Origin of the sequence: Paenibacillus sp. GCM10012306 (assembly GCF_042649265.1) — a bacterium.
Lineage (GTDB): Bacteria > Bacillota > Bacilli > Paenibacillales > Paenibacillaceae > Paenibacillus_AQ.
In genome coordinates, this window is sequence record NZ_JBHRYW010000001.1 from 81,304 (window position 1) to 99,381 (window position 18,078).

Annotated in this window: 17 protein-coding genes; 16 read left to right on the forward strand and 1 reads right to left on the reverse strand. The window is 45.4% G+C overall.

Features of this window, described 5'->3' with window-relative positions; translation table 11 throughout:
- Window positions 1-273: 273 nt before the first annotated feature.
- From ACFORK_RS00385 to ACFORK_RS00415, 7 genes are read left to right on the forward strand one after another with little or no spacing between them, the layout of a single operon-like run.
- On the forward strand, window positions 274-1,953 hold the full coding sequence (locus ACFORK_RS00385; RefSeq protein WP_379194471.1) for an ABC transporter substrate-binding protein: 1,680 nt from the start codon (window positions 274-276) through the stop codon (window positions 1,951-1,953).
- A 12-nt stretch (window positions 1,954-1,965) separates the two neighbouring features.
- Window positions 1,966-3,375, forward strand: a complete 1,410-nt coding sequence (locus ACFORK_RS00390; protein ID WP_379194473.1) for an amidohydrolase — start codon at window positions 1,966-1,968, stop codon at window positions 3,373-3,375.
- Between the two features lie 48 nt (window positions 3,376-3,423).
- Window positions 3,424-4,446: an ABC transporter ATP-binding protein gene (locus ACFORK_RS00395; protein WP_379195711.1), complete on the forward strand. Its 1,023-nt coding sequence runs from the start codon at window positions 3,424-3,426 to the stop codon at window positions 4,444-4,446.
- Window positions 4,443-5,420: an ABC transporter ATP-binding protein gene (locus tag ACFORK_RS00400; protein WP_379194475.1), complete on the forward strand. Its 978-nt coding sequence runs from the start codon at window positions 4,443-4,445 to the stop codon at window positions 5,418-5,420. The genes ACFORK_RS00395 and ACFORK_RS00400 overlap by 4 nt, the downstream gene beginning before the upstream one ends.
- Before the next feature lie 29 nt (window positions 5,421-5,449).
- Window positions 5,450-6,400: an ABC transporter permease gene (locus ACFORK_RS00405; RefSeq protein WP_379195713.1), complete on the forward strand. Its 951-nt coding sequence runs from the start codon at window positions 5,450-5,452 to the stop codon at window positions 6,398-6,400.
- 59 nt (window positions 6,401-6,459) lie between these two features.
- Window positions 6,460-7,332 carry an oligopeptide ABC transporter permease gene (gene opp4C, locus ACFORK_RS00410; protein ID WP_379195715.1) on the forward strand — a complete coding sequence of 291 codons (873 nt, stop codon included), beginning with the start codon at window positions 6,460-6,462 and terminating at the stop codon, window positions 7,330-7,332.
- 53 nt (window positions 7,333-7,385) lie between these two features.
- Window positions 7,386-8,129, forward strand: a complete 744-nt coding sequence (locus tag ACFORK_RS00415; protein WP_379194478.1) for a gamma-glutamyl-gamma-aminobutyrate hydrolase family protein — start codon at window positions 7,386-7,388, stop codon at window positions 8,127-8,129.
- A 317-nt stretch (window positions 8,130-8,446) separates the two neighbouring features.
- Here the strand turns inward: ACFORK_RS00415 and ACFORK_RS00420 are convergent, their stop codons facing one another.
- Window positions 8,447-8,809 (reverse strand): nuclear transport factor 2 family protein, encoded by a 363-nt coding sequence (locus ACFORK_RS00420; RefSeq protein ID WP_379194480.1) that lies wholly within the window; start codon window positions 8,807-8,809, stop codon window positions 8,447-8,449.
- Window positions 8,810-9,032: 223 nt separating this feature from the next.
- Here ACFORK_RS00420 and hutH point away from each other — a divergent pair, with 223 nt between their 5' ends.
- From hutH to ACFORK_RS00465, 9 genes are all read left to right on the forward strand, one after another.
- Window positions 9,033-10,646 (forward strand): histidine ammonia-lyase, encoded by a 1,614-nt coding sequence (hutH, locus tag ACFORK_RS00425; RefSeq protein WP_379194482.1) that lies wholly within the window; start codon window positions 9,033-9,035, stop codon window positions 10,644-10,646.
- 46 nt (window positions 10,647-10,692) lie between these two features.
- A complete protein-coding gene (locus ACFORK_RS00430; protein ID WP_379194484.1) occupies window positions 10,693-11,535 on the forward strand; it encodes a transporter substrate-binding domain-containing protein in 843 nt (280 codons plus the stop codon).
- 58 nt (window positions 11,536-11,593) lie between these two features.
- On the forward strand, window positions 11,594-12,271 hold the full coding sequence (locus ACFORK_RS00435; RefSeq protein WP_379194486.1) for an amino acid ABC transporter permease: 678 nt from the start codon (window positions 11,594-11,596) through the stop codon (window positions 12,269-12,271).
- Window positions 12,258-12,980 carry an amino acid ABC transporter ATP-binding protein gene (locus ACFORK_RS00440; protein WP_379194488.1) on the forward strand — a complete coding sequence of 241 codons (723 nt, stop codon included), beginning with the start codon at window positions 12,258-12,260 and terminating at the stop codon, window positions 12,978-12,980. The genes ACFORK_RS00435 and ACFORK_RS00440 overlap by 14 nt, the downstream gene beginning before the upstream one ends.
- A gap of 15 nt (window positions 12,981-12,995) precedes the next feature.
- Window positions 12,996-13,784: an IclR family transcriptional regulator gene (locus ACFORK_RS00445; RefSeq protein WP_379194491.1), complete on the forward strand. Its 789-nt coding sequence runs from the start codon at window positions 12,996-12,998 to the stop codon at window positions 13,782-13,784.
- Window positions 13,785-13,835: 51 nt separating this feature from the next.
- Window positions 13,836-14,969 carry an N-methyl-L-tryptophan oxidase gene (gene solA, locus ACFORK_RS00450; protein WP_379194493.1) on the forward strand — a complete coding sequence of 378 codons (1,134 nt, stop codon included), beginning with the start codon at window positions 13,836-13,838 and terminating at the stop codon, window positions 14,967-14,969.
- Between the two features lie 224 nt (window positions 14,970-15,193).
- Complete coding sequence (locus tag ACFORK_RS00455; protein ID WP_379194495.1) at window positions 15,194-15,673, forward strand: DUF6530 family protein; 480 nt, start codon at window positions 15,194-15,196, stop codon at window positions 15,671-15,673.
- Window positions 15,674-15,675: 2 nt separating this feature from the next.
- The gene (locus tag ACFORK_RS00460; protein WP_379194497.1) at window positions 15,676-16,884 is read left to right on the forward strand and encodes an MFS transporter; all 1,209 of its coding nucleotides are present in this window, start codon (window positions 15,676-15,678) and stop codon (window positions 16,882-16,884) included.
- Between the two features lie 22 nt (window positions 16,885-16,906).
- Window positions 16,907-18,034: an AAA family ATPase gene (locus ACFORK_RS00465; protein WP_379194499.1), complete on the forward strand. Its 1,128-nt coding sequence runs from the start codon at window positions 16,907-16,909 to the stop codon at window positions 18,032-18,034.
- The last annotated feature ends 44 nt before the right edge of the window (window positions 18,035-18,078 follow it).

Here is an 18,078-nt window from a genome sequence, read left to right on the forward strand (position 1 = left end):
TTTTCAAAACAAAATAGATGTTAAAAAATCGCTGCTTGGCTCATTTATTGACCAGGCTGCGATTTTTTTATTTTTCAATCCTCTTATTCCACGATAGATACTTCTACAACCCCTCTTAGTATGACCAAGGCCCCTGATTTGCTAGTGAGATTCAATATTTTGGATATTCTAATTGAACAAATCTATTGGACAGTACAGATTCGTCAATGGTAAATTTAGCTACAATTCATATTAAACAAATTGGAATAATCAAAATTTGGGGGGCTGAAAATTATGAATCGTCATTATCGTCGAACCATGCTCTTTATCGTTATTGCACTCATGCTCGTGTTATCTGCGTGCGGTTCATCAGCAAATTCACCATCTTCATCATCAACGCAAGAATCGGCAACGCAAGCAGCAGCTACGGACAAGCCTAAAGAGGCTGAGCCTTCTCCAAAAAAAGAAGAGAAAGAGAAAGTTGTATATATAGGAATTGTGAACGTACCCGTCACGCTGAATCAAATTAATGATCAGGGCGATTCCGCTGCTGACAATGCGATTGCATTAATTAATGACTCTCTGCTTGATCTGAATGAGAAGTTCGAATTTCTGCCAAAGATCGCTGATTCTGTGGAGACGACAGATAATCAAACATTTGTCGTTAAGCTGAATCCTGCGGCTAAATGGAATGATGGGCAGCCGTTCACTACAGCTGATGTTGACTTTACCCTAAAAACAGCCCTTAACCCGAAGGTAGAAACGAACTTTAAGCTGAACTTCATCGAAGGCTTGAACGATGCTGGTAAGCTGGATGAAGGAAAGACCGAGATCAGCGGCTTGAAGATTGTAGATGATAAAACATTCGAGGTCAAAACGAAAACCCCAATTGATCCTCTTATTTTCAAGGAACGTTTCGGCACCAAAGTGTTCTTCCTGCCGGAGCATATTCTGAAGGACGTAGCACCGGATCAGATCGCAACGAACCCTTATTTCCAGAAGCCAGAAGTTACGATAGGCGCCTTCAAGATCGCTAACTTTGCCCAAGGACAGTATGTTGAGGTAGTCAAAAATACGAACTATTACCGCGATGAAGCCAAGCTGGATAAAATCTTCATCAAAGTTCTGCCAGCCGCCAATCTTGTCGCTCAACTGCAAACTGGAGAAATTCAGATGAACTCTGTACCTGTGGGTCTCATTCCGATTACAGATTATGAGAAGGTCAAAGGATTCGAGAATGTCGACTTAGCTTCAGGCAACCCTTCTGTACCTCCTGAAATCTTTTTTAACAGTGAAAAGATAGCAGATCCAAAGGTACGCCAAGCCATTGCTTATGCGTTGAACCGCACCTTGATTGTGGATCAGCTGCTTAAAGGCCAAGGGGAAGTCATAGACGGAGGGATTCCGAGCTACCACCCTTACTTCAATAAGGATATTGTGAACTATAACTATGACCCGGAGAAAGCAAAGAAACTGCTGGAAGAGGCTAAATGGGATAAGAAGAAGCCGATTGAGTTCCTCATTCCGGTGGGCAACAAAATCCGCGAGCAGGCTGCTGATATACTCGTGCAGAACCTGACAGCCATTGGCTTGAACATTCAGGTGCAAAAGTTTGATTTCCCAACCTTAATCCAAAAGGTACTGAAGGGCGATTACGACATTACAATCTTCACCCGTGACTTTTATATTGAGCCAAGCTCTTACTTCACTCTCTTTAAGAGTACTAATACAGGAAACTTTTTGAAATACAAAAACCCGCTGGTTGACGAACTGATCGCCAAGGGCGAAACGGAAGCTGATCCGGCGAAACGGAAGGAAATTTATAACAAGCTCCAGGAGACCCTTCATGAAGATGTACCTTCCCTGGCTGTCTATTCGGAAAAAAGATTGCTTGCGGTGTCCAAGGACGTACTTGTCGGCAAGCCGCTTGATATAGGGATGTTCAACAACATTAATGAATGGGATCTAAAATAGCAGGAGGAGAGTATGAGTAAAAAACAACTGGTTAACTGGCTTGAAGATAACAGATCCACCTATGAGGAGCTTGCGCTGCGTATCTGGAATCGCCCTGAGGTGGCTTACACGGAGGCCTTCGCCTCAAAGCTGCAGTCAGAAACGCTAGAGGCGGCGGGTTTTCGAATCACTTCCGGCATAGGTGGCGTACCAACAGCTTTCGTAGCTGAGTATGGCTCGGGTGAACCAGTGCTCGGTATTCTTGGGGAGTATGATGCGCTTCCGGGGCTTTCACAGAAGGTGAGTGCGGTTCGTGAGCCTATTACTCCTGGCGGACCTGGCCACGGTTGTGGCCATAACTTGCTCGGGACGGCAGGCGTGGAGGCCGTTATCGGATTAAAGCAACGTCTGGATGAAGAAGGATTGTCAGGCACGATTCGTTATTATGGCTGCCCGGCGGAAGAGGTTTTATCTGGAAAAACATTTATGGCGAGAGCCGGTATTTTTGATGACCTAGATGCTGCGCTCACCTGGCATCCCGGGAACTCGAATGCCGCTTGGAGTATTCGAACATCGGCGCTTACTTCTGTTGAATTTTCCTTCAAAGGTCGTGCTGCACATGCGGGCGTAGTCCCGCATTTGGGGCGCAGCGCTCTGGATGCCGTCGAGTTGACCAATGTCGGAGCAAATTACTTGCGTGAGCATGTGCCAGACGGATCGCGTATTCATTATACGATTACAAATGGGGGAGAAGCACCCAATATTGTGCCCGATGAGGCAAGCGTCTGGTACTACCTCCGCGGCGTCAACCGCAAGCATGTGGACGAACTGCTGGAGCGATTGATCAAGATCGCTCAAGGAGGTGCACTGATGACAGAGACGTCGGTCACTTGGGAGATTAAAGCGGGTGCTTATGATTTGAATATAAACGAGACGCTGAATCAATTGCTGGTTAAGCAACAGGATGATGCAGGAGCGCTGAACTTCTCACCTGAGGAGCAAGAGCTGGCGACAGCTCTTGCAGCTACGCTTGATCCGGATTTGCTGCAAGCAGCTAAGAAACGTCATCAAGAGTGGGGGAAGAGTGACGAGCTTCTGCCTACGGGTTTCTACGAAAACCGAGCTACTTCGCAGACCACGGGTGGCGGTTCTAGCGATGTCGGTGATGTATCCTGGATTACGCCAGTGGGCCAGATTACGACGACCTGTGCGCCGCTTGGCGTACAGGTACATACTTGGCAAGCGACGTCTGCTTTTGGTTCGCCCATCGGTCTTAAAGGCATGCACCATGCCGCCAAGCTGCTTGCCCTTGCAGCTTATGAGCTGCTAACAGACGGCGGAGAGGGACTGAACAAGGCCCGAGCAGAATTCCAAAACTCGACACAGGGCAAGCCCTATGTTCCGGCGATCCCGCAGGATGTGCACGCACCCGTTCTTATTTGAGAAGTTAAACGCGGACGGCGTCATTTTGTCAGAAAGGCGGTGAATCACATCACTAATCTATTGGAAATCGATCGGCTGCAAACTGTATTTTGGAATGGGAAAGAAGACGTAGTTGCTGTTCAGGATATTAGCTTCAGTCTGAAAGCAGGGGAGACGATTGGCATTGTTGGTGAATCTGGTTGCGGGAAAAGTGTGACCTCACTGTCAATCATGAGACTGCTCGGTAAGAATGGCCGAATTAAGCAAGGGGAAATTCGCTTTAATGGCCAAAATATAGCTGCACATTCCGAAAAGGAGCTCCGTGCCTTAAGGGGCAAGGAGATATCTATGATATTCCAAGAGCCGATGAGCTCGCTGAATCCGGTTCTGACGATCGGACATCAGCTGGTGGAGATGATTCAGTGTCATACGAATCTATCCCGTAAGGAAGCCAAAGGCTATGCCATTGAAATGCTGCATAAAGTCGGATTGCCCCAGGGCAAAAATCTAATGAATACCTATCCGCATACGCTTTCTGGCGGGATGCGCCAGCGAATCATGATTGCGATGGCTTTGTCCTGCAAGCCTAAGCTGCTGATTGCCGATGAACCGACGACAGCACTTGATGTCACGATCCAAGCGCAAATTTTGGAGCTGATGAAGGTGCTTCAGGAAGAGAGTAAAGCAGCGATTATGTTAATTACCCACGATCTGGGTGTCGTAGCCGAGATGGCAGATCGTGTAGTCGTTATGTATGCTGGCCAAATTGTAGAGTCGGCGGACGTATTTACGCTCTTCCGTGAACCCAAGCATCCCTACACGCAAGGGTTGATGGCATCCATCCCGAGTGTTCATGGAGAGAACGAACGACTACAGGCGATTCCCGGTACCGTGCCTTCCGTCACAAAGATGCCTGAGGGCTGCCGATTTCATACCCGTTGTGCCTTAGCAACCAACCGTTGCCGGCAAGAACAGCCTGAGCTTAAAAGTGTGGAAGGTGAGCATCAAGTACGATGCTGGGTTGTCGAGGAACAGGCTACACCTTTATCAGACAGAGCAAATTCCCAGCAACAGGAGGCTAGCGTATTATGATCGCAGATGCTCCGCTGCTTCAAGTCGAACAGCTGAAGACGTATTATCCGATTAAAAAGGGTGTTTTCTCGCGTACTGTCGGTCATGTGAAGGCGGTAGATGATATTAGTCTGAGCATTCATAAAGGCGAAACGCTCGGACTTGTTGGTGAGTCCGGCTGTGGCAAATCGTCCTTCGGTCGCTCGATTGTGCGACTTGAGGACCCTTTTGAAGGGCGGATATGGTTTGAAAATGAGGATATTACTTACCAAAAGCAAAAGGAACTGAGGGAGGTTCGGACGCGGCTCCAAATCATTTTCCAAGATCCGTATGCTTCGCTTAATCCACGTCAACGAGTGGCCGACATCCTGGCAGAACCGTATATTGCACATCATTTGGCAACAGGCAGTGAGGTGCAGGCGCGCGTGAATCGATTGCTTGATATGGTCGGATTGCCACAAGCTTATAAAAACAGGTATCCGCACGAGTTCTCCGGTGGTCAACGCCAGCGGATCGGAATTGCTCGTGCTATTGCATTTGAGCCTAAGCTAATCGTCTGTGACGAGCCGGTATCTGCGTTGGATGTATCCATTCAAGCACAAATACTGAATCTCCTGTCCGATCTGCAACAAGAATTGAATCTGACCTATCTTTTTATTGCCCACGGCATCGGTGCAGTGAAATATATTAGCACTCGGGTTGCTGTGATGTATTTGGGAAAAATCGTCGAGATTGGCGATAAGGATGAACTATTTCGCAGTCCGAAGCATCCTTACACGCAAATCTTACTTCAAGCCTATCCGAAGCCAGATCCGACCCTGCGCGCAGACAAGCGTATCGTCATCCAGGGCGATGTGCCATCTCCGGCCAATCCTCCCAATGGCTGCCGATTCCATACCCGCTGTCCGTATGCGCAGGAGCTATGCCGCCTGGAAGAACCGGCATTAGACGAGAATCCGCATGCGGTGGCTTGTCATTTTCCTCTTGCCCAATAGAGTAATGAAAGAGAAGGGAGGAGCCGGCCATTTTTCAATATATTATCCGCCGAATCCTGATTGCGATCCCCGTCCTGTTGGGGATTACAGTGCTTAATTATTTCATTATTAAGCTTGCGCCTGGCAATCCAGTTGATATGTTCATCGATCCCAATACTCCAAAGGAGGTCCTTGAACTCAGGAAAGAGATTCTCGGACTGAATGATCCTGTGGTTCTGCAATATTTTAAGTGGCTGCTGAATCTGCTGCACGGTCAGTTAGGTTATTCTTTCAGCTCCTATGCACCAGTTACCCAGATCATTGGGGAAAGAATTGGTCCAACGTTAATCCTGGCTTCTGCTTCACTTATCTTTGGTATGCTTATTGCCATTCCTGTGGGCATCCTTAGTGCTCTTAAGCAAAATACGAAGTTCGACTATATTATAACAGGTCTATCTTTTATTGGCACATCGATCCCGCAGTTTTTCCTCGGTTTGGGGCTGATCTACATATTCGCTGTTCAATTGAAATGGTTCCCTACGGGCGGAATGGCTACACTCGGCGGTGCAGGGGGCTTCTGGGATCGTCTTAGCCATATGATTCTGCCTGTGTTTGTGCTAGGCATCGTCATTGCAGGGAAAAAAGTGCGCTATGTAAGGGCGAGTATGTTGGATGTAATGAATATGGACTATCTGCGTACAGCGAATTCCAAAGGCCTGCATCCGTTTATTGTCACGAATAAGCACGCGCTGCGTAATGCGCTCCTCCCCATCATTACAGTGGTTGGCATGGAGATTCCCTTGTTGTTAGGTGGTAGTATTCTAATAGAGCAAATATTCCAATGGCCAGGTATCGGTCAGTTAACAATTCAATCCATACTGTCCCGTGATTATCCAATACTGATGGGGCTGAACCTGGTAGCAGCACTGATTGTACTTACGACCAACTTGCTAACGGATCTCCTGTATGCAGCGGCTGATCCGCGTATTAAATATACCTAGAGAGGGTGATCGACGTGGCATTATCTCCGTATGAGCTTAATGAGGGCTCAGTGTCTGCAGTGATCCCTGCTGAGAGCATTAAACCGGAGACGGAGGATGCTTTTTTTAAGCAGTTATTTACTCGCTTTAATCGCCATAAGCTGGCCGTTGCCGGGCTGGTTATAACTGTATTGCTTATCCTTGTGGCATTGCTGGCACCGTGGATTGCACCGAACGATCCCGCAGAAGTAACGGGAGTTTTTTCAGCACCGCCTTCGGCAGAGCATTGGCTCGGGACGGATCAGGTTGGACGTGACGTGCTGAGTCGTCTCATTTATGCGACGCAAATTTCACTTCTCGTCGGGTTCGTGACAGTAGCTCTATATGTGACCGTTGGAACACTGATCGGTATCGTGTCCGCTTATTTTGGCGGCTGGCTGGATATGGTGATTATGCGGATAACGGATATGTTCATGGCGTTTCCCTTTCTGATGGTTATTCTTGTAGTCATTAGTATTCTAGGCTCGAACATGACGACGATTATTCTCGTCTTGGCCTTGTTCTCCTGGCCAAGTGTCGCACGACTCGTCAGAGGGAGCGTGCTGACGATCAAGCAGCTTGACTACATTAATGCAGGCGTAGCTCTTGGACTAAGCACTCCAAGGATCTTGTTCCGGCATATTTTTCCTAATGCTGTTGGACCCATCATTGTGAATGCGACCTTTGGCATTGCTTCTGCTATTATGAGTGAAGCGGGCCTTAGCTTTCTCGGTATGGGGGTGCAGCCTCCGACAGCAAGCTGGGGAAATATGCTTACAGACGCACAATCATTGACGGTATTAACCGATCAGCCATGGCTGTGGGTACCACCGGGGGCAATGATCCTGCTCACTGTACTTGCTATCAATTTCGTAGGTGATGGTCTGCGCGATGCACTAGATACCCGCCAGTAGTCTGGCGTTCCTTGTACACAAGGCCTATACCATTAGCGTAAAAGGAGCTTATCATGAAACCTGTTATCGGCATTACAAGCACACTAGCCAGATTGAACGCTTACAGTGAAGGGGTATACGTTCATCAGGATTATCACATTGCGGTAGAAGCGGCGGGTGGTCTACCCATCGTTCTGCCGCTTGCTTCTATAGAAACAGTTAAACAATTGATTGATCATTGCGACGGTCTGATTTTTACGGGAGGAGAAGATATCGATCCTTCCAGATACGGAGAAGAGGCTATACCTGAACTTGGACAGATACTGGCGATCCGTGACGAGATTGAGCTGGAAGCGATTCGTTATGTTCTAGATACCGATAAACCACTGCTCGCCATCTGCCGCGGAGTGCAAGTTCTGAATGTTGCACTCGGCGGTACGCTCTATCAGGATTTGCCGAGCCAGTATGAGGGAGCTTTAGAACATGTGCAGCGAGGCGTACCCAGAAGCAGCGATACTCATGATGTATTAATTACCCCGGATAGCAAATTAGCTAATATCTTGGGGAGCACCCAAGTAAGGGTCAACAGCCTTCATCATCAGGCTCTTCGGGAACTCGGAGAAGGACTGCAAGTGACGGCAACATCACCTGATGGTGTAATTGAGGGGGTTGAGTACAAAGATAGAAGTTTTACAATCGGGGTACAGTGGCATCCTGAGAATATGGCAGCAGCTAACGAGCCGCAAATGACGAAGCTATTTGCAGCTTTTGTGGAGCAGGGCCGTACGTGGAGGGATCGGAGTACAAAACATCGGTGAATAAGGCTACGCTTAAGAAGATCGGGCGGACTCCGATGGTAATTATAAAAGTAAATATACGAAAAAAAGGATTCGATGCATCCGTTATCCAGGCAGGTTGCTTTGCGAGAGTGGCTGCCCTTAACGCCGAATCCTTCTAATCGCATGTTGTACGCCTGAGACGTAAATTGGAAGCCGTGATCCGAATGGAGCACGGCTTCCAATTTACGTCTATTTTACTTGTCCACTGCTTGACGGTATCCAGTACGAGCTGCACATCGTTTCGGTCTGGCCAGGTCTTTCATAAGCTGCGAGACCTTCTTGATTCTGTATACCGCTTAGATGTCCAGTTTTACGTTTTCCTCACCTGGAACAATTTCTATATTGGTGATCAAGTTATCTGCGACAGTAAAGAAATAATAAAACAGTTGAGGACTTCCCGGGAAATTGCCGCTGGTTAGGGAAGTTACAATGACTATTCCGTGTTTGTCTTCCACGTTTATAACCTCGGATCTCAGCTTAAATTCGTCATTGGAGTCTCCGCGCCACTTCTTAATAGCCTCAAGTCCATTGAAATGATTGTTTTCACCGATATCATGAACATGAGCATCTTTTGCCATGCAACCGTCAATGACAGCATTGTCATGGGTATTTAGCGAATCCATGTAAATTGCAATTGGTATCGGTAGTTGAAAAGACATGATTACTCCCCCTTTATAATTCAACTGTATCATTCATAACTAGACTACAGTATGTCATGTTATGAATGATATTATTATTCCAACCTGCAAGATAAAACCCCACTAAACAGATGAGATAAGTATTGACACGAAAACATCTATCTCTTACACTTAACTAAAATTAACAAATAAAGAAACAACTGTTTCTATAATCGAAACGGTTGGATGATCCAGGGGGATGCAAATGAGCGAAATAATACTAGATGGAGAGAATTTGAAGATTGAAGACATTGTTAATATTTCTAGAAATCATGCACAGGTCCGAATCGCTGAATCCAGTAGAAAAGAAATTATTAAAGTCAGAGAATACATAGAGAAGAATTGGATCAGAAGTGATGCACCCCCGATCTACGGTTTTAATACTGGCGTGGGAAAATTGAAAGATTTCAATATTTCGGTTGAAGATAATGATTTGTTCCAAAGAAATATTATTTTGTCGCATTGTGGGGGCGTTGGTGACCCTGCATCAGAAGAAGTAGTTAGAGCGACCATGGCGGTAAGATTAAATGCTTTTTGTCAGGGCGTGTCGGGGCTCAGAATTGAAGTGGTGGACAGGCTGATCGAAATGCTGAATAAAGGGGTACACCCTGTAATTCCCGTGCAAGGCTCTGTTGGAGCTTGCGGCGATCTGGCGCCATTGGCACATATGGCCTCTGTTCTCATCGGGTATGATGCTGCTGAAGCTTACTATGAAGGTGAGATTTTACCTGCTCCAGAAGCTTTAAAAAGAGCGGGCATCTATCCGATCAAATTCGAGCTGAAAGCAAAGGATGCACTCGCGCTCATTAATGGAACGACGATGTTTGCAGGAATGGCTGTGCTTAATTATTTCGATGCTGCCAAGCTGGTTAAAGAAGCAGAAGCTTCTGCCTCGTTAAGTATTGAGGCTATGCGTGGAGAATTGGCGGCATTTGATGAGAGAATCCATCTTGTCAGACGGCAAAAAGGGCAAATTGATAGTGCCAGCAATATTAGAAGACTTGTCAGAGATAGTGAGCGTACAACGGAAGATGCAAGGAAGGTTCATCTTAAGCACGATGTTCTGCATCCAGAATATCAGCCGCGCGTTCAAGATTTATATTCCATTCGCTGTCTGCCACAAGTCCATGGTTCATGTAGGGATAATCTGAACTATGTTAGAAAAATTCTGGAGCGGGAAATCAATGCGGCTACAGACAATCCACTTGTGTTTTGGAATGAACAAGGCGAGCTTGATTTCTTAAGCGGAGGGAATTTTCATGGTGAGCCGATTGCCTTTGCCATGGATATTCTAGCTATGAGTCTAGCGGAAATCGGGAATATTTCGGAACGCAGAATTTTTGCACTATGTGATTCAACGCTTAACTACGGCTTGCCTCCAATGCTTGCGGGAGAACCAGCGGGCTTGAATTGCGGATACCCTGTTATCTCATGTGCAGCTGCAGCGATCGCTTCCGAGAATAAAACATTATGTTTTCCTGCCAGCGTAGATACCCTGTCTACGAAAAGCAATCAGGAGGATCATGTAAGTATGGCCCCTTGGGCATGTAGAAAGACAAAGCAAATCATCGATAATCTTCCCAAGATTATTGGGATCGAATATTTGCTCGCCTCAAGAGCCATCTATATCACAAGAGATGTACTGGGTGATTTTAAACTAGGGGCAGGCACGCAAATCGCATATGACGTATTACTAGATGCCATTCCGTTCACAGACAATGATACATACATGCCGTCGCTTTCTAAAGGAGCTATAAAACTAGCTGAATCTGGTGAGATTGTGAAAAAAATCGAAGCCGCAATTGGAGATTTAATTTAGTGGATTCATGTTTTAAAAACATACAATTAAAGGGAGTGGATTTTTTATGAAAAAGAAAGTTCTCAAACAATGGATGCTTATTAGCTTAGTAGGGGCGTTAGTGGTGCTATTATCGGCTTGCGGAAATAAAAACGATGATACCCAGGATGCACTGGCTGCTATAAAGGCTAAGGGGAAAATCGTAGTTGGTAACAATGCTGTGTTCGCTCCATTTGGATTCCATGCCATCGTTGACGGTGAAGATCAGAGAGTTGGCTTTGATATTGACTTAGCTAAAGAAATTGCCAAGGATATCGGAGTGGAAGTGGAGTTCAAACAACTAGATCTGGATGCATTGATTCCAGCCCTCAAAGCTGGCCAGACGGACATCCTAATTTCAGCTTTATCGGCAACAGAAGAAAGAAAGAAACAGGTAGATTTCTCGGATATTTATTATCTGTCCCAAGATATTGCGTTGATTCAAGCTTCGGACAAGGACAAATATAAAAGCCTGGACGATCTAAAAGGAAAGAGAATCGGCGTGCAGCTGAACTCTACGGAGCAAACGCTAATGCAAGCTCAATTCCCGAATGAGAATCTTGTTCTGATGGACAACATGAATACGCTAAACCTTGCTCTAAAAGCTAAGCAGGTTGATGTTGTTATTAGTGAAGGTCTTGTTGCAAAAGTTGCTGTAGCTGCCAATCCCGAGCTTGCGATTGCTGATGGAATCGTTATCGATGATTCTGCTTTAAACAGCGCTGGAGTTGGAGTTGTCGTCAAAAAGAATGAAGATGCTTTGCGTGAATCTATCAACAAAACCATTAAACGACTTCAGGATTCTGGAGATCTTGATAAATATATTCAAGCCGCTTCCGAATTGGCCGCAAAAAATCAGAAAAATGAATAGAGAGTCCGAATTAAATATGCCTGGATAAGGTTTACGTGTATAAAGAGGAGGCATATCATTGCTTGATTTTAGTTCTCTAGATCGCTATATCCCTAAATTTCTTGAAGGTTTAAAAGTTACCATAGGCTTATCAATAGCAACTGTTATTTTAGCTACGATTTTAGGCTTTATCATCTATTTCATGAAAGCATCCAAGTCCGGCATAGGGAGATTTAAACCTATAAGCGCGTTCGCTGTGGTTTTTATCGAGCTGATGCGAGGAACTCCACTGTTATTGCAGATATTGCTTGTTTTTTCGGGTGGTAAAATGCTGCTGGGTATCGATATCTCAGCCTTTCAGTCGGCGGTTATTGCCATTACCTTAAACGCCAGCGCATTTATAGCTGAGATTGTCAGAGCAGGTATTGAGGCTGTGGATAAAGGGCAAATGGAAGCGGCAAGAAGCTTGGGCATGTCTCGTAGCTTGGCTATGAGACTTGTCATTATGCCACAGGCCATCAAAAATATTTTACCGGCTATAGGGAATGAGTTTGTGAATATCATCAAGGCTTCTTCAATGGCCTCCGTAATTGGCGTTGGAGAATTGACATTAGCAGCCAAGATTGTGCAGGGAGCCACCTATCTTGCTCTTGAACCGTTAATCATTTCGGCCGTGTTTTATCTTATCCTAACGTTCTCATTGGGTAGGTTGATGAGCTGGATCGAAAGGAGATTTAAGAGCAGTGATATACGTTAAAGAACTGTATAAAAACTTTGGCAAGACCCCTGTATTATCGGGCATCAATCAACATTTTAAAAAAGGGGAAGTAACGGTTATTATTGGTCCCTCCGGTTCGGGCAAATCCACCTTGCTGAGATGCTTGAATCTACTGGAAACCCCCACCTCTGGATCAATTATTTTCGATGGTCAGGATATTACGGATAAAAAGGCAGATATCAATAAGATCAGGCAGAGAATGGGCATGGTATTCCAACAATTTAACCTCTTCCCCCACAATAACGTTATCAATAATATTATGCTCGCACCTATTCATGTTAAGCGGATGTCTCAACAGGATATTTATAAACGTGGGTTAGAGCTGTTAAGCCGGGTGGGTTTGTCCAATAAGGAAAAGGATTATCCGGCTTCTCTCTCAGGGGGACAAAAGCAGCGTATTGCTATAGCCAGAGCCTTGGCGATGGAGCCGGAAGTCCTGCTATTTGATGAACCTACATCTGCGCTTGACCCTGAAATGGTAGGGGAAGTACTGGACGTCATTAAAAATTTGATTAAAGAAGGGATGACAATGGTGATTGTCACCCATGAGATGGGGTTTGCCAGAGAAGTTGGCGACCGGATTCTATTTATGGATAGAGGGACCATTTTAGAAGAAGGCACTCCAGAGGAAGTATTCTCTAACCCTAAACATCAAAGAACAATAGAATTCCTATCGAAAGTTTTATAGTGATAAGGAGAATTTATGTCAGATAACGATACAGACCAACTGCAAACCCTGGATAAGGGATTAGAAGTTCTTATGAGACTGGTTGAACGGGATGGGGCATGGGGAGTAGCTGAACTTGCAACTGCTACCGGCTTCAATAAATCAACCACCTTCCGTATTCTTCGTACCCTTCAACGGCGAGGGTTCGCTTCCCAATTGCCGGATGGAAAGTATGAAGTTCGTGTGGAAATATTTCAATTCATTATGGACCGTCTGTCCGGGAGATTGAATTTCCAGCGGATTGCACGTGGCGAGTTAGAACGTCTGGCTCATGAAGTGAGAGAAACGGTTACTTTATCCATTATTTCTAATCGTCAGGTGAAATGTCTGGACAAAGTGGACAGTACAGCAGCCGTCCATGTTACACATCTGCTCGGGCGTTTGAGTCCAATTAATAAGGGATCATCAGGAAAGGCAATTCTTGCTTATCTTGATCAAGAAGAGCAGGAACGGTATATGGATTCCTCTGCGTCGAAGACATCTTCTGAATATGAAGCTGTGGATCGCCAAAAATTATTAAAAGAGCTTGAGATAACCCGTCGCATGGGATATTCGGAATCACACCAAGAACTGGACCAAGGTGTCAGTGCGGTAGCTGCTCCCATATTCGATCGCTTTGGCCGGGTAATCGGGAGCCTTACCGTTCTAGGTTTTACACAGGATTTCACACCTGATATTTGCATACAGTATGGATCAGCCGTTAGAAAAGCAGCTGCTACGATTTCAACGGTCCTCGGTCATTCCTTGACACCAAAACCAATTTGAAAGAAGATTGATATTTAAATATTTTAGATTTTTGCATGGAGGTTAAAAGGCATGAGCTATGATGTAATTATCATTGGTGCAGGTTCAATGGGAATGGCCGCGGGTTATTTTTTAGCCAAGAGTGGAAAGAAAACTTTGATATTAGACTCCTTTAACCCACCACATAACAAAGGGAGCCATCACGGGGAAACCAGAATTATCAGGCACGCTTATGCTGAGGGTGAAGAATATGTTCCTTTTGTTCTAAGAGCGCAAGAATTATGGACTGATCTTGAAAAGGCTACTGGGAAGGAATTGTTTCTTCAAACAGGGGTTCTGAATGTAGGTGAGGAAGGGTCTCATTTTATTCAAAATATTATCTCTAGTTCTGAAAAATATTCGTTGCCACTCGATATTATGGATGCTGAGCAAGTTCATCAGCGTTGGCCTGGCGTCACTTTACCCGGCGACTATGTCGGGTGTTTTGAACCAGCGTCAGGAATACTGAAAAGTGAGGAATGTATCCAAGCTTATAAAGAGCTCGCCGAATCGCATGGTGCTACAATCCTCACCAATAGTAGAGTTCAAGAAATTTCCATTCTAGATGACAGAGTATCCATTAAAACGGACGAAGAGACCTTTTTCTCGGATGCGTTAGTTGTTTCCGCAGGAGCATGGTCCGGAGAGCTACTCTCTACGATGCTCGATTTGGATCTTCCTCTTACCGCCGTGAGAAAGACATTTGCTTGGTTTGATGCTAATGAAGATATTTATAGTCATGAGCAGTTTCCAGCCTTTAACTTTGAGACTCCAGAAGGTATTTATTACGGTTTTCCAAGTACTGATGGTTGCGGCTTAAAGGTAGGTCGGCATGATGGCGGGGATGAAATAAATCCAGATGAATTGATGAAAGAGTTTGGTGAAGTAGCAGGCGATAAAGAAGATTTGCAGCTATTTTTGAATGGATATATTCCTGATATTCAACAATTAAAGTATGGAAAAACTTGCATGTATCCAATGATTCCTGATGAGAAATTTATTATTGATTTACATCCAAAGTATCCTAACGTTGCGATTGCTGCAGGGTTCTCAGGACATGGCTTTAAATTTAGCAGCGCAGTCGGACAAGCCTTGAGCAACCTGATTATTTCAGGTAAGAATGACATAGATATTTCTCAGTTCTCGCTTGCGGGTCGGATTTTGTAATGAATTTCATAAGACAGATATAATGTTAAATCTCAATAGAGTAAGTAGTAAAAAGGTGACTTCTGAATGAATCAGAGGTCATCTTTTTTGTTCTTGTACTACAAATCCGGCTAAGGAGTGATTTCCAAAATTTAAAAAGCGGCTTGACGAACGAAAAAGTTCAAGATATTATTGAGCAGTAAATTAGTAATTTAGTAAATTAGTAAATGAGAAGAGGGAGCAAGATGAAAATTCCTACAACGTTAAAGCATAAACCTGTAGTTGTAGTGGAGAATTATGAGAAGGTTGACGGCCGATTGGCCAGAAACACGGACGCACAGGGTCTTTCCCTGGGATTAGCTCAGTGGAATGATCGGGGTAAGGTCGATATTTCGGCTAAAGTTTGGAGATACACAGGAGAAAAGTGGTCAAGACAATCGGAAGAACTGCCTCTCCATCGTGTATTGGATTTGTCCATTTTAATCTGTCGGACCTTGGCTCATTTTCAAGAAGCATATCGCTTTGAGCATTTATATGATCCGAAGCAGCCGGTTCTCGATCGTATTGCCCTGCAAGGTGACGCTATGACCGTAGCGGTTGATGTGGACAATGAAATGATTAATAAAGATATTCAGCTGTTCAGTCAGGCACTCAGTGATGATGATGAAATGATCAGCGAGCGTCTGAGTGCGTTAGCCAAAATTTTAGAAGATATGGGGTATTAAAAATGTTTGCGAATCGCTATGTTCGAACGATTATCCTCTCCCGGGTGCTGCTGCAGCTGGGGATATGGGTCCGGAATTATGCGGTCCTGCTATATGTTTCCGAATTAACGCATAATAATCCGGTTGATATATCGCTAATTTCGGTTGCGGAATTTGCACCGATCTTTATATTTGGCTTGATTGGCGGAACCTTTGCCGACAGGTGGCGGCCGAAGAGAACCATGGTCTGGAGTGATTTGTTGTCTGGTTTGTCCGTTGGGGCTGTGCTGCTTGCGGTCATAAACGGCGGCTGGGTTGCCCTTCTGATCGGGTCCTTTGTTTCTGCCAGCTTATCGCAGTTTTCTCAGCCTTCGGCGATGAAACTATACAAGCGACATGTACCTGCTGATCAACTGCAGGGCGTGATGGCGATGTCTCAAACGTTGGTCGCTGTCTTTACAGTGCTGGGACCGGTCATCGGTACATTTATTTTTATTAAGTTTGGGATTAGCGTTTCTCTGATTTTGACGGCAGTGATGTTCCTTGGTTCTTCCTTCATCTTATCGACCCTTCCGCGTGATGAGGCGGAACCGAAATCAGAGAATACCGGCGGCTTTATCAAGGAGCTGACGGCTGGCCTGCGCTATATCAAGGACAATAAATCTTTAAGAACGCTGAGTATGACGTTCTCGGCAGTCGGTTTGGCTTCTGGATTGACTCAGCCGCTGCAAATCTTCCTGGTTATCGAGAATTTGGGGCGGGATAGACAATTTCTGCAATGGCTCGTGATGGCCAATGGGGCAGCCATGCTGGTAGGCGGAGCCGCCATCATCGCAATAGCCAAGAAATTTAAGCCACAGACATTGCTTTTAGTCGGTTTGCTTGTCAATGCTGTCTGTACGGTAGGAATGGGCGCGTCCAAGCAAATTTGGCTGACCATTGCCCTACTCGTAATCAGTGGTCTGTTCTACCCTTGTATCCAAGGCGGAATTCAGACGCTTCTTGTCCGGAACACAGAGGGAGCATTTATTGGTCGGGTATCGGGAACGATTATGCCGATTTTTATGGGGATGATGGTAGTCGGTATGTTCATCTCCGGTTATCTCAAGGATGCATTTTCCTTACTAGGGGTATTTGCGGCGAGTGGTGTATTTGTGATTATCGGTGCGCTTCTACTGCTCCCTATTGTTGTTAAGAAGAGTAGTAAGGCCGAAGCAGGCCGGACAGCATGACGGGTAGAAAGGAGAGATAATAATGCAAAAGCATGAAGAATATTATTTGTCACCTGAGCGACTATTGACGGATGCGGAAAAGATGCTGGTGTGGGAAAAGCCAATGTCTCATAAGCCAGGCGAAGAAGAACAGCGTATTAGCAATGAAGTGAAACGGAACTGGAATCGTGGTGAAATGAAAATTGCCAATATTCTCTTAGAAGGCGATGCTGGTTCTGGCAAAACCCAATTAGCCAAAGCATTATCCGCTAATTTTGGGCTACCCTACACAAAAGTAACCTGCTTTGCGGATATGGATAAATCGGATATTATCGGAGCTATTTTACCGGTGATTTCTTCTGAACAGTTGGAGAAGCTGGACCCTGTAGAGCAAAGCATATTGAAGGTTCTATATGAAAGCGATGGTTTTCAAAGCACGACTGAGATTTTAATGGAAGCATTGGGGCTAACACAGGAGCAGGCCGCTGTAAAGATGAAGCAATTGCTGAAGCTTGCTGCGGAGCAGAGTAACGGAGAAGCCGTGGAGTACCGTTTTTACCCATCAGAGATTGTCAGGGCGTATCAAAAAGGTTATCTTCTAGAAATACAGGAACCAAACGTAATTCGAGATGCAGCGGTACTCATGGCGTTAAACTCTGCTTTGGAACTGGACGGCAGTATTAATCTTCCTACTGAGATCATTCACAGACATCCCGACTTCATCGCGGTCATTACCACCAATCGTAGTTATGCTGGGGCGAGACCGCTAAATGAAGCGCTGCGGGACAGAGTTCAGCACTCGGAGAAAATGGATTTGCCAACGAAAGAAGTCATGGTTGAACGGGCAAAAGTCAAAACCGGCTATCAAGATGAGCAGGTCTTAAGCGTGTTGGCAGATACGATTATGATTTTGGATACAACCGCCCGAGCTAATGCCATCAAAGGTGTGGCCGGAATGCGTTCCTTCTTCTATTGGACAGATGCGGTTGCAGGCGGAGCCTCGGCCAAAGAATCCCTGTATCATAAGGTTATCTACAAAATAACCACCGATGCAGAGGAAATCAGGATTTTGGAAGAAGCCCTGCAAAAGCAAGATCTCATCACAAGCTTAGAGACCCTTACTACGAGTGGGCTAAAAAAAAACGAAAATCTAGCGATGATGCAGCCATAGAGATCAAGTTATGGGGGGATATAGGCGCCACTGATGTTGATCAT

Coding starts and splice junctions, on each gene's coding strand:
- ACFORK_RS00385 (WP_379194471.1), top strand. CDS start 274: ATGAATCGTCATTATCGTCGAACCATGCTCTTTATCGTTATTGCACTC.
- ACFORK_RS00390 (WP_379194473.1), top strand. CDS start 1,966: ATGAGTAAAAAACAACTGGTTAACTGGCTTGAAGATAACAGATCCACC.
- ACFORK_RS00400 (WP_379194475.1), top strand. CDS start 4,443: ATGATCGCAGATGCTCCGCTGCTTCAAGTCGAACAGCTGAAGACGTAT.
- ACFORK_RS00415 (WP_379194478.1), top strand. CDS start 7,386: ATGAAACCTGTTATCGGCATTACAAGCACACTAGCCAGATTGAACGCT.
- ACFORK_RS00420 (WP_379194480.1), bottom strand. CDS start 8,809: ATGTCTTTTCAACTACCGATACCAATTGCAATTTACATGGATTCGCTA.
- hutH (WP_379194482.1), top strand. CDS start 9,033: ATGAGCGAAATAATACTAGATGGAGAGAATTTGAAGATTGAAGACATT.
- ACFORK_RS00430 (WP_379194484.1), top strand. CDS start 10,693: ATGAAAAAGAAAGTTCTCAAACAATGGATGCTTATTAGCTTAGTAGGG.
- ACFORK_RS00445 (WP_379194491.1), top strand. CDS start 12,996: ATGTCAGATAACGATACAGACCAACTGCAAACCCTGGATAAGGGATTA.
- solA (WP_379194493.1), top strand. CDS start 13,836: ATGAGCTATGATGTAATTATCATTGGTGCAGGTTCAATGGGAATGGCC.
- ACFORK_RS00455 (WP_379194495.1), top strand. CDS start 15,194: ATGAAAATTCCTACAACGTTAAAGCATAAACCTGTAGTTGTAGTGGAG.
- ACFORK_RS00460 (WP_379194497.1), top strand. CDS start 15,676: ATGTTTGCGAATCGCTATGTTCGAACGATTATCCTCTCCCGGGTGCTG.
- ACFORK_RS00465 (WP_379194499.1), top strand. CDS start 16,907: ATGCAAAAGCATGAAGAATATTATTTGTCACCTGAGCGACTATTGACG.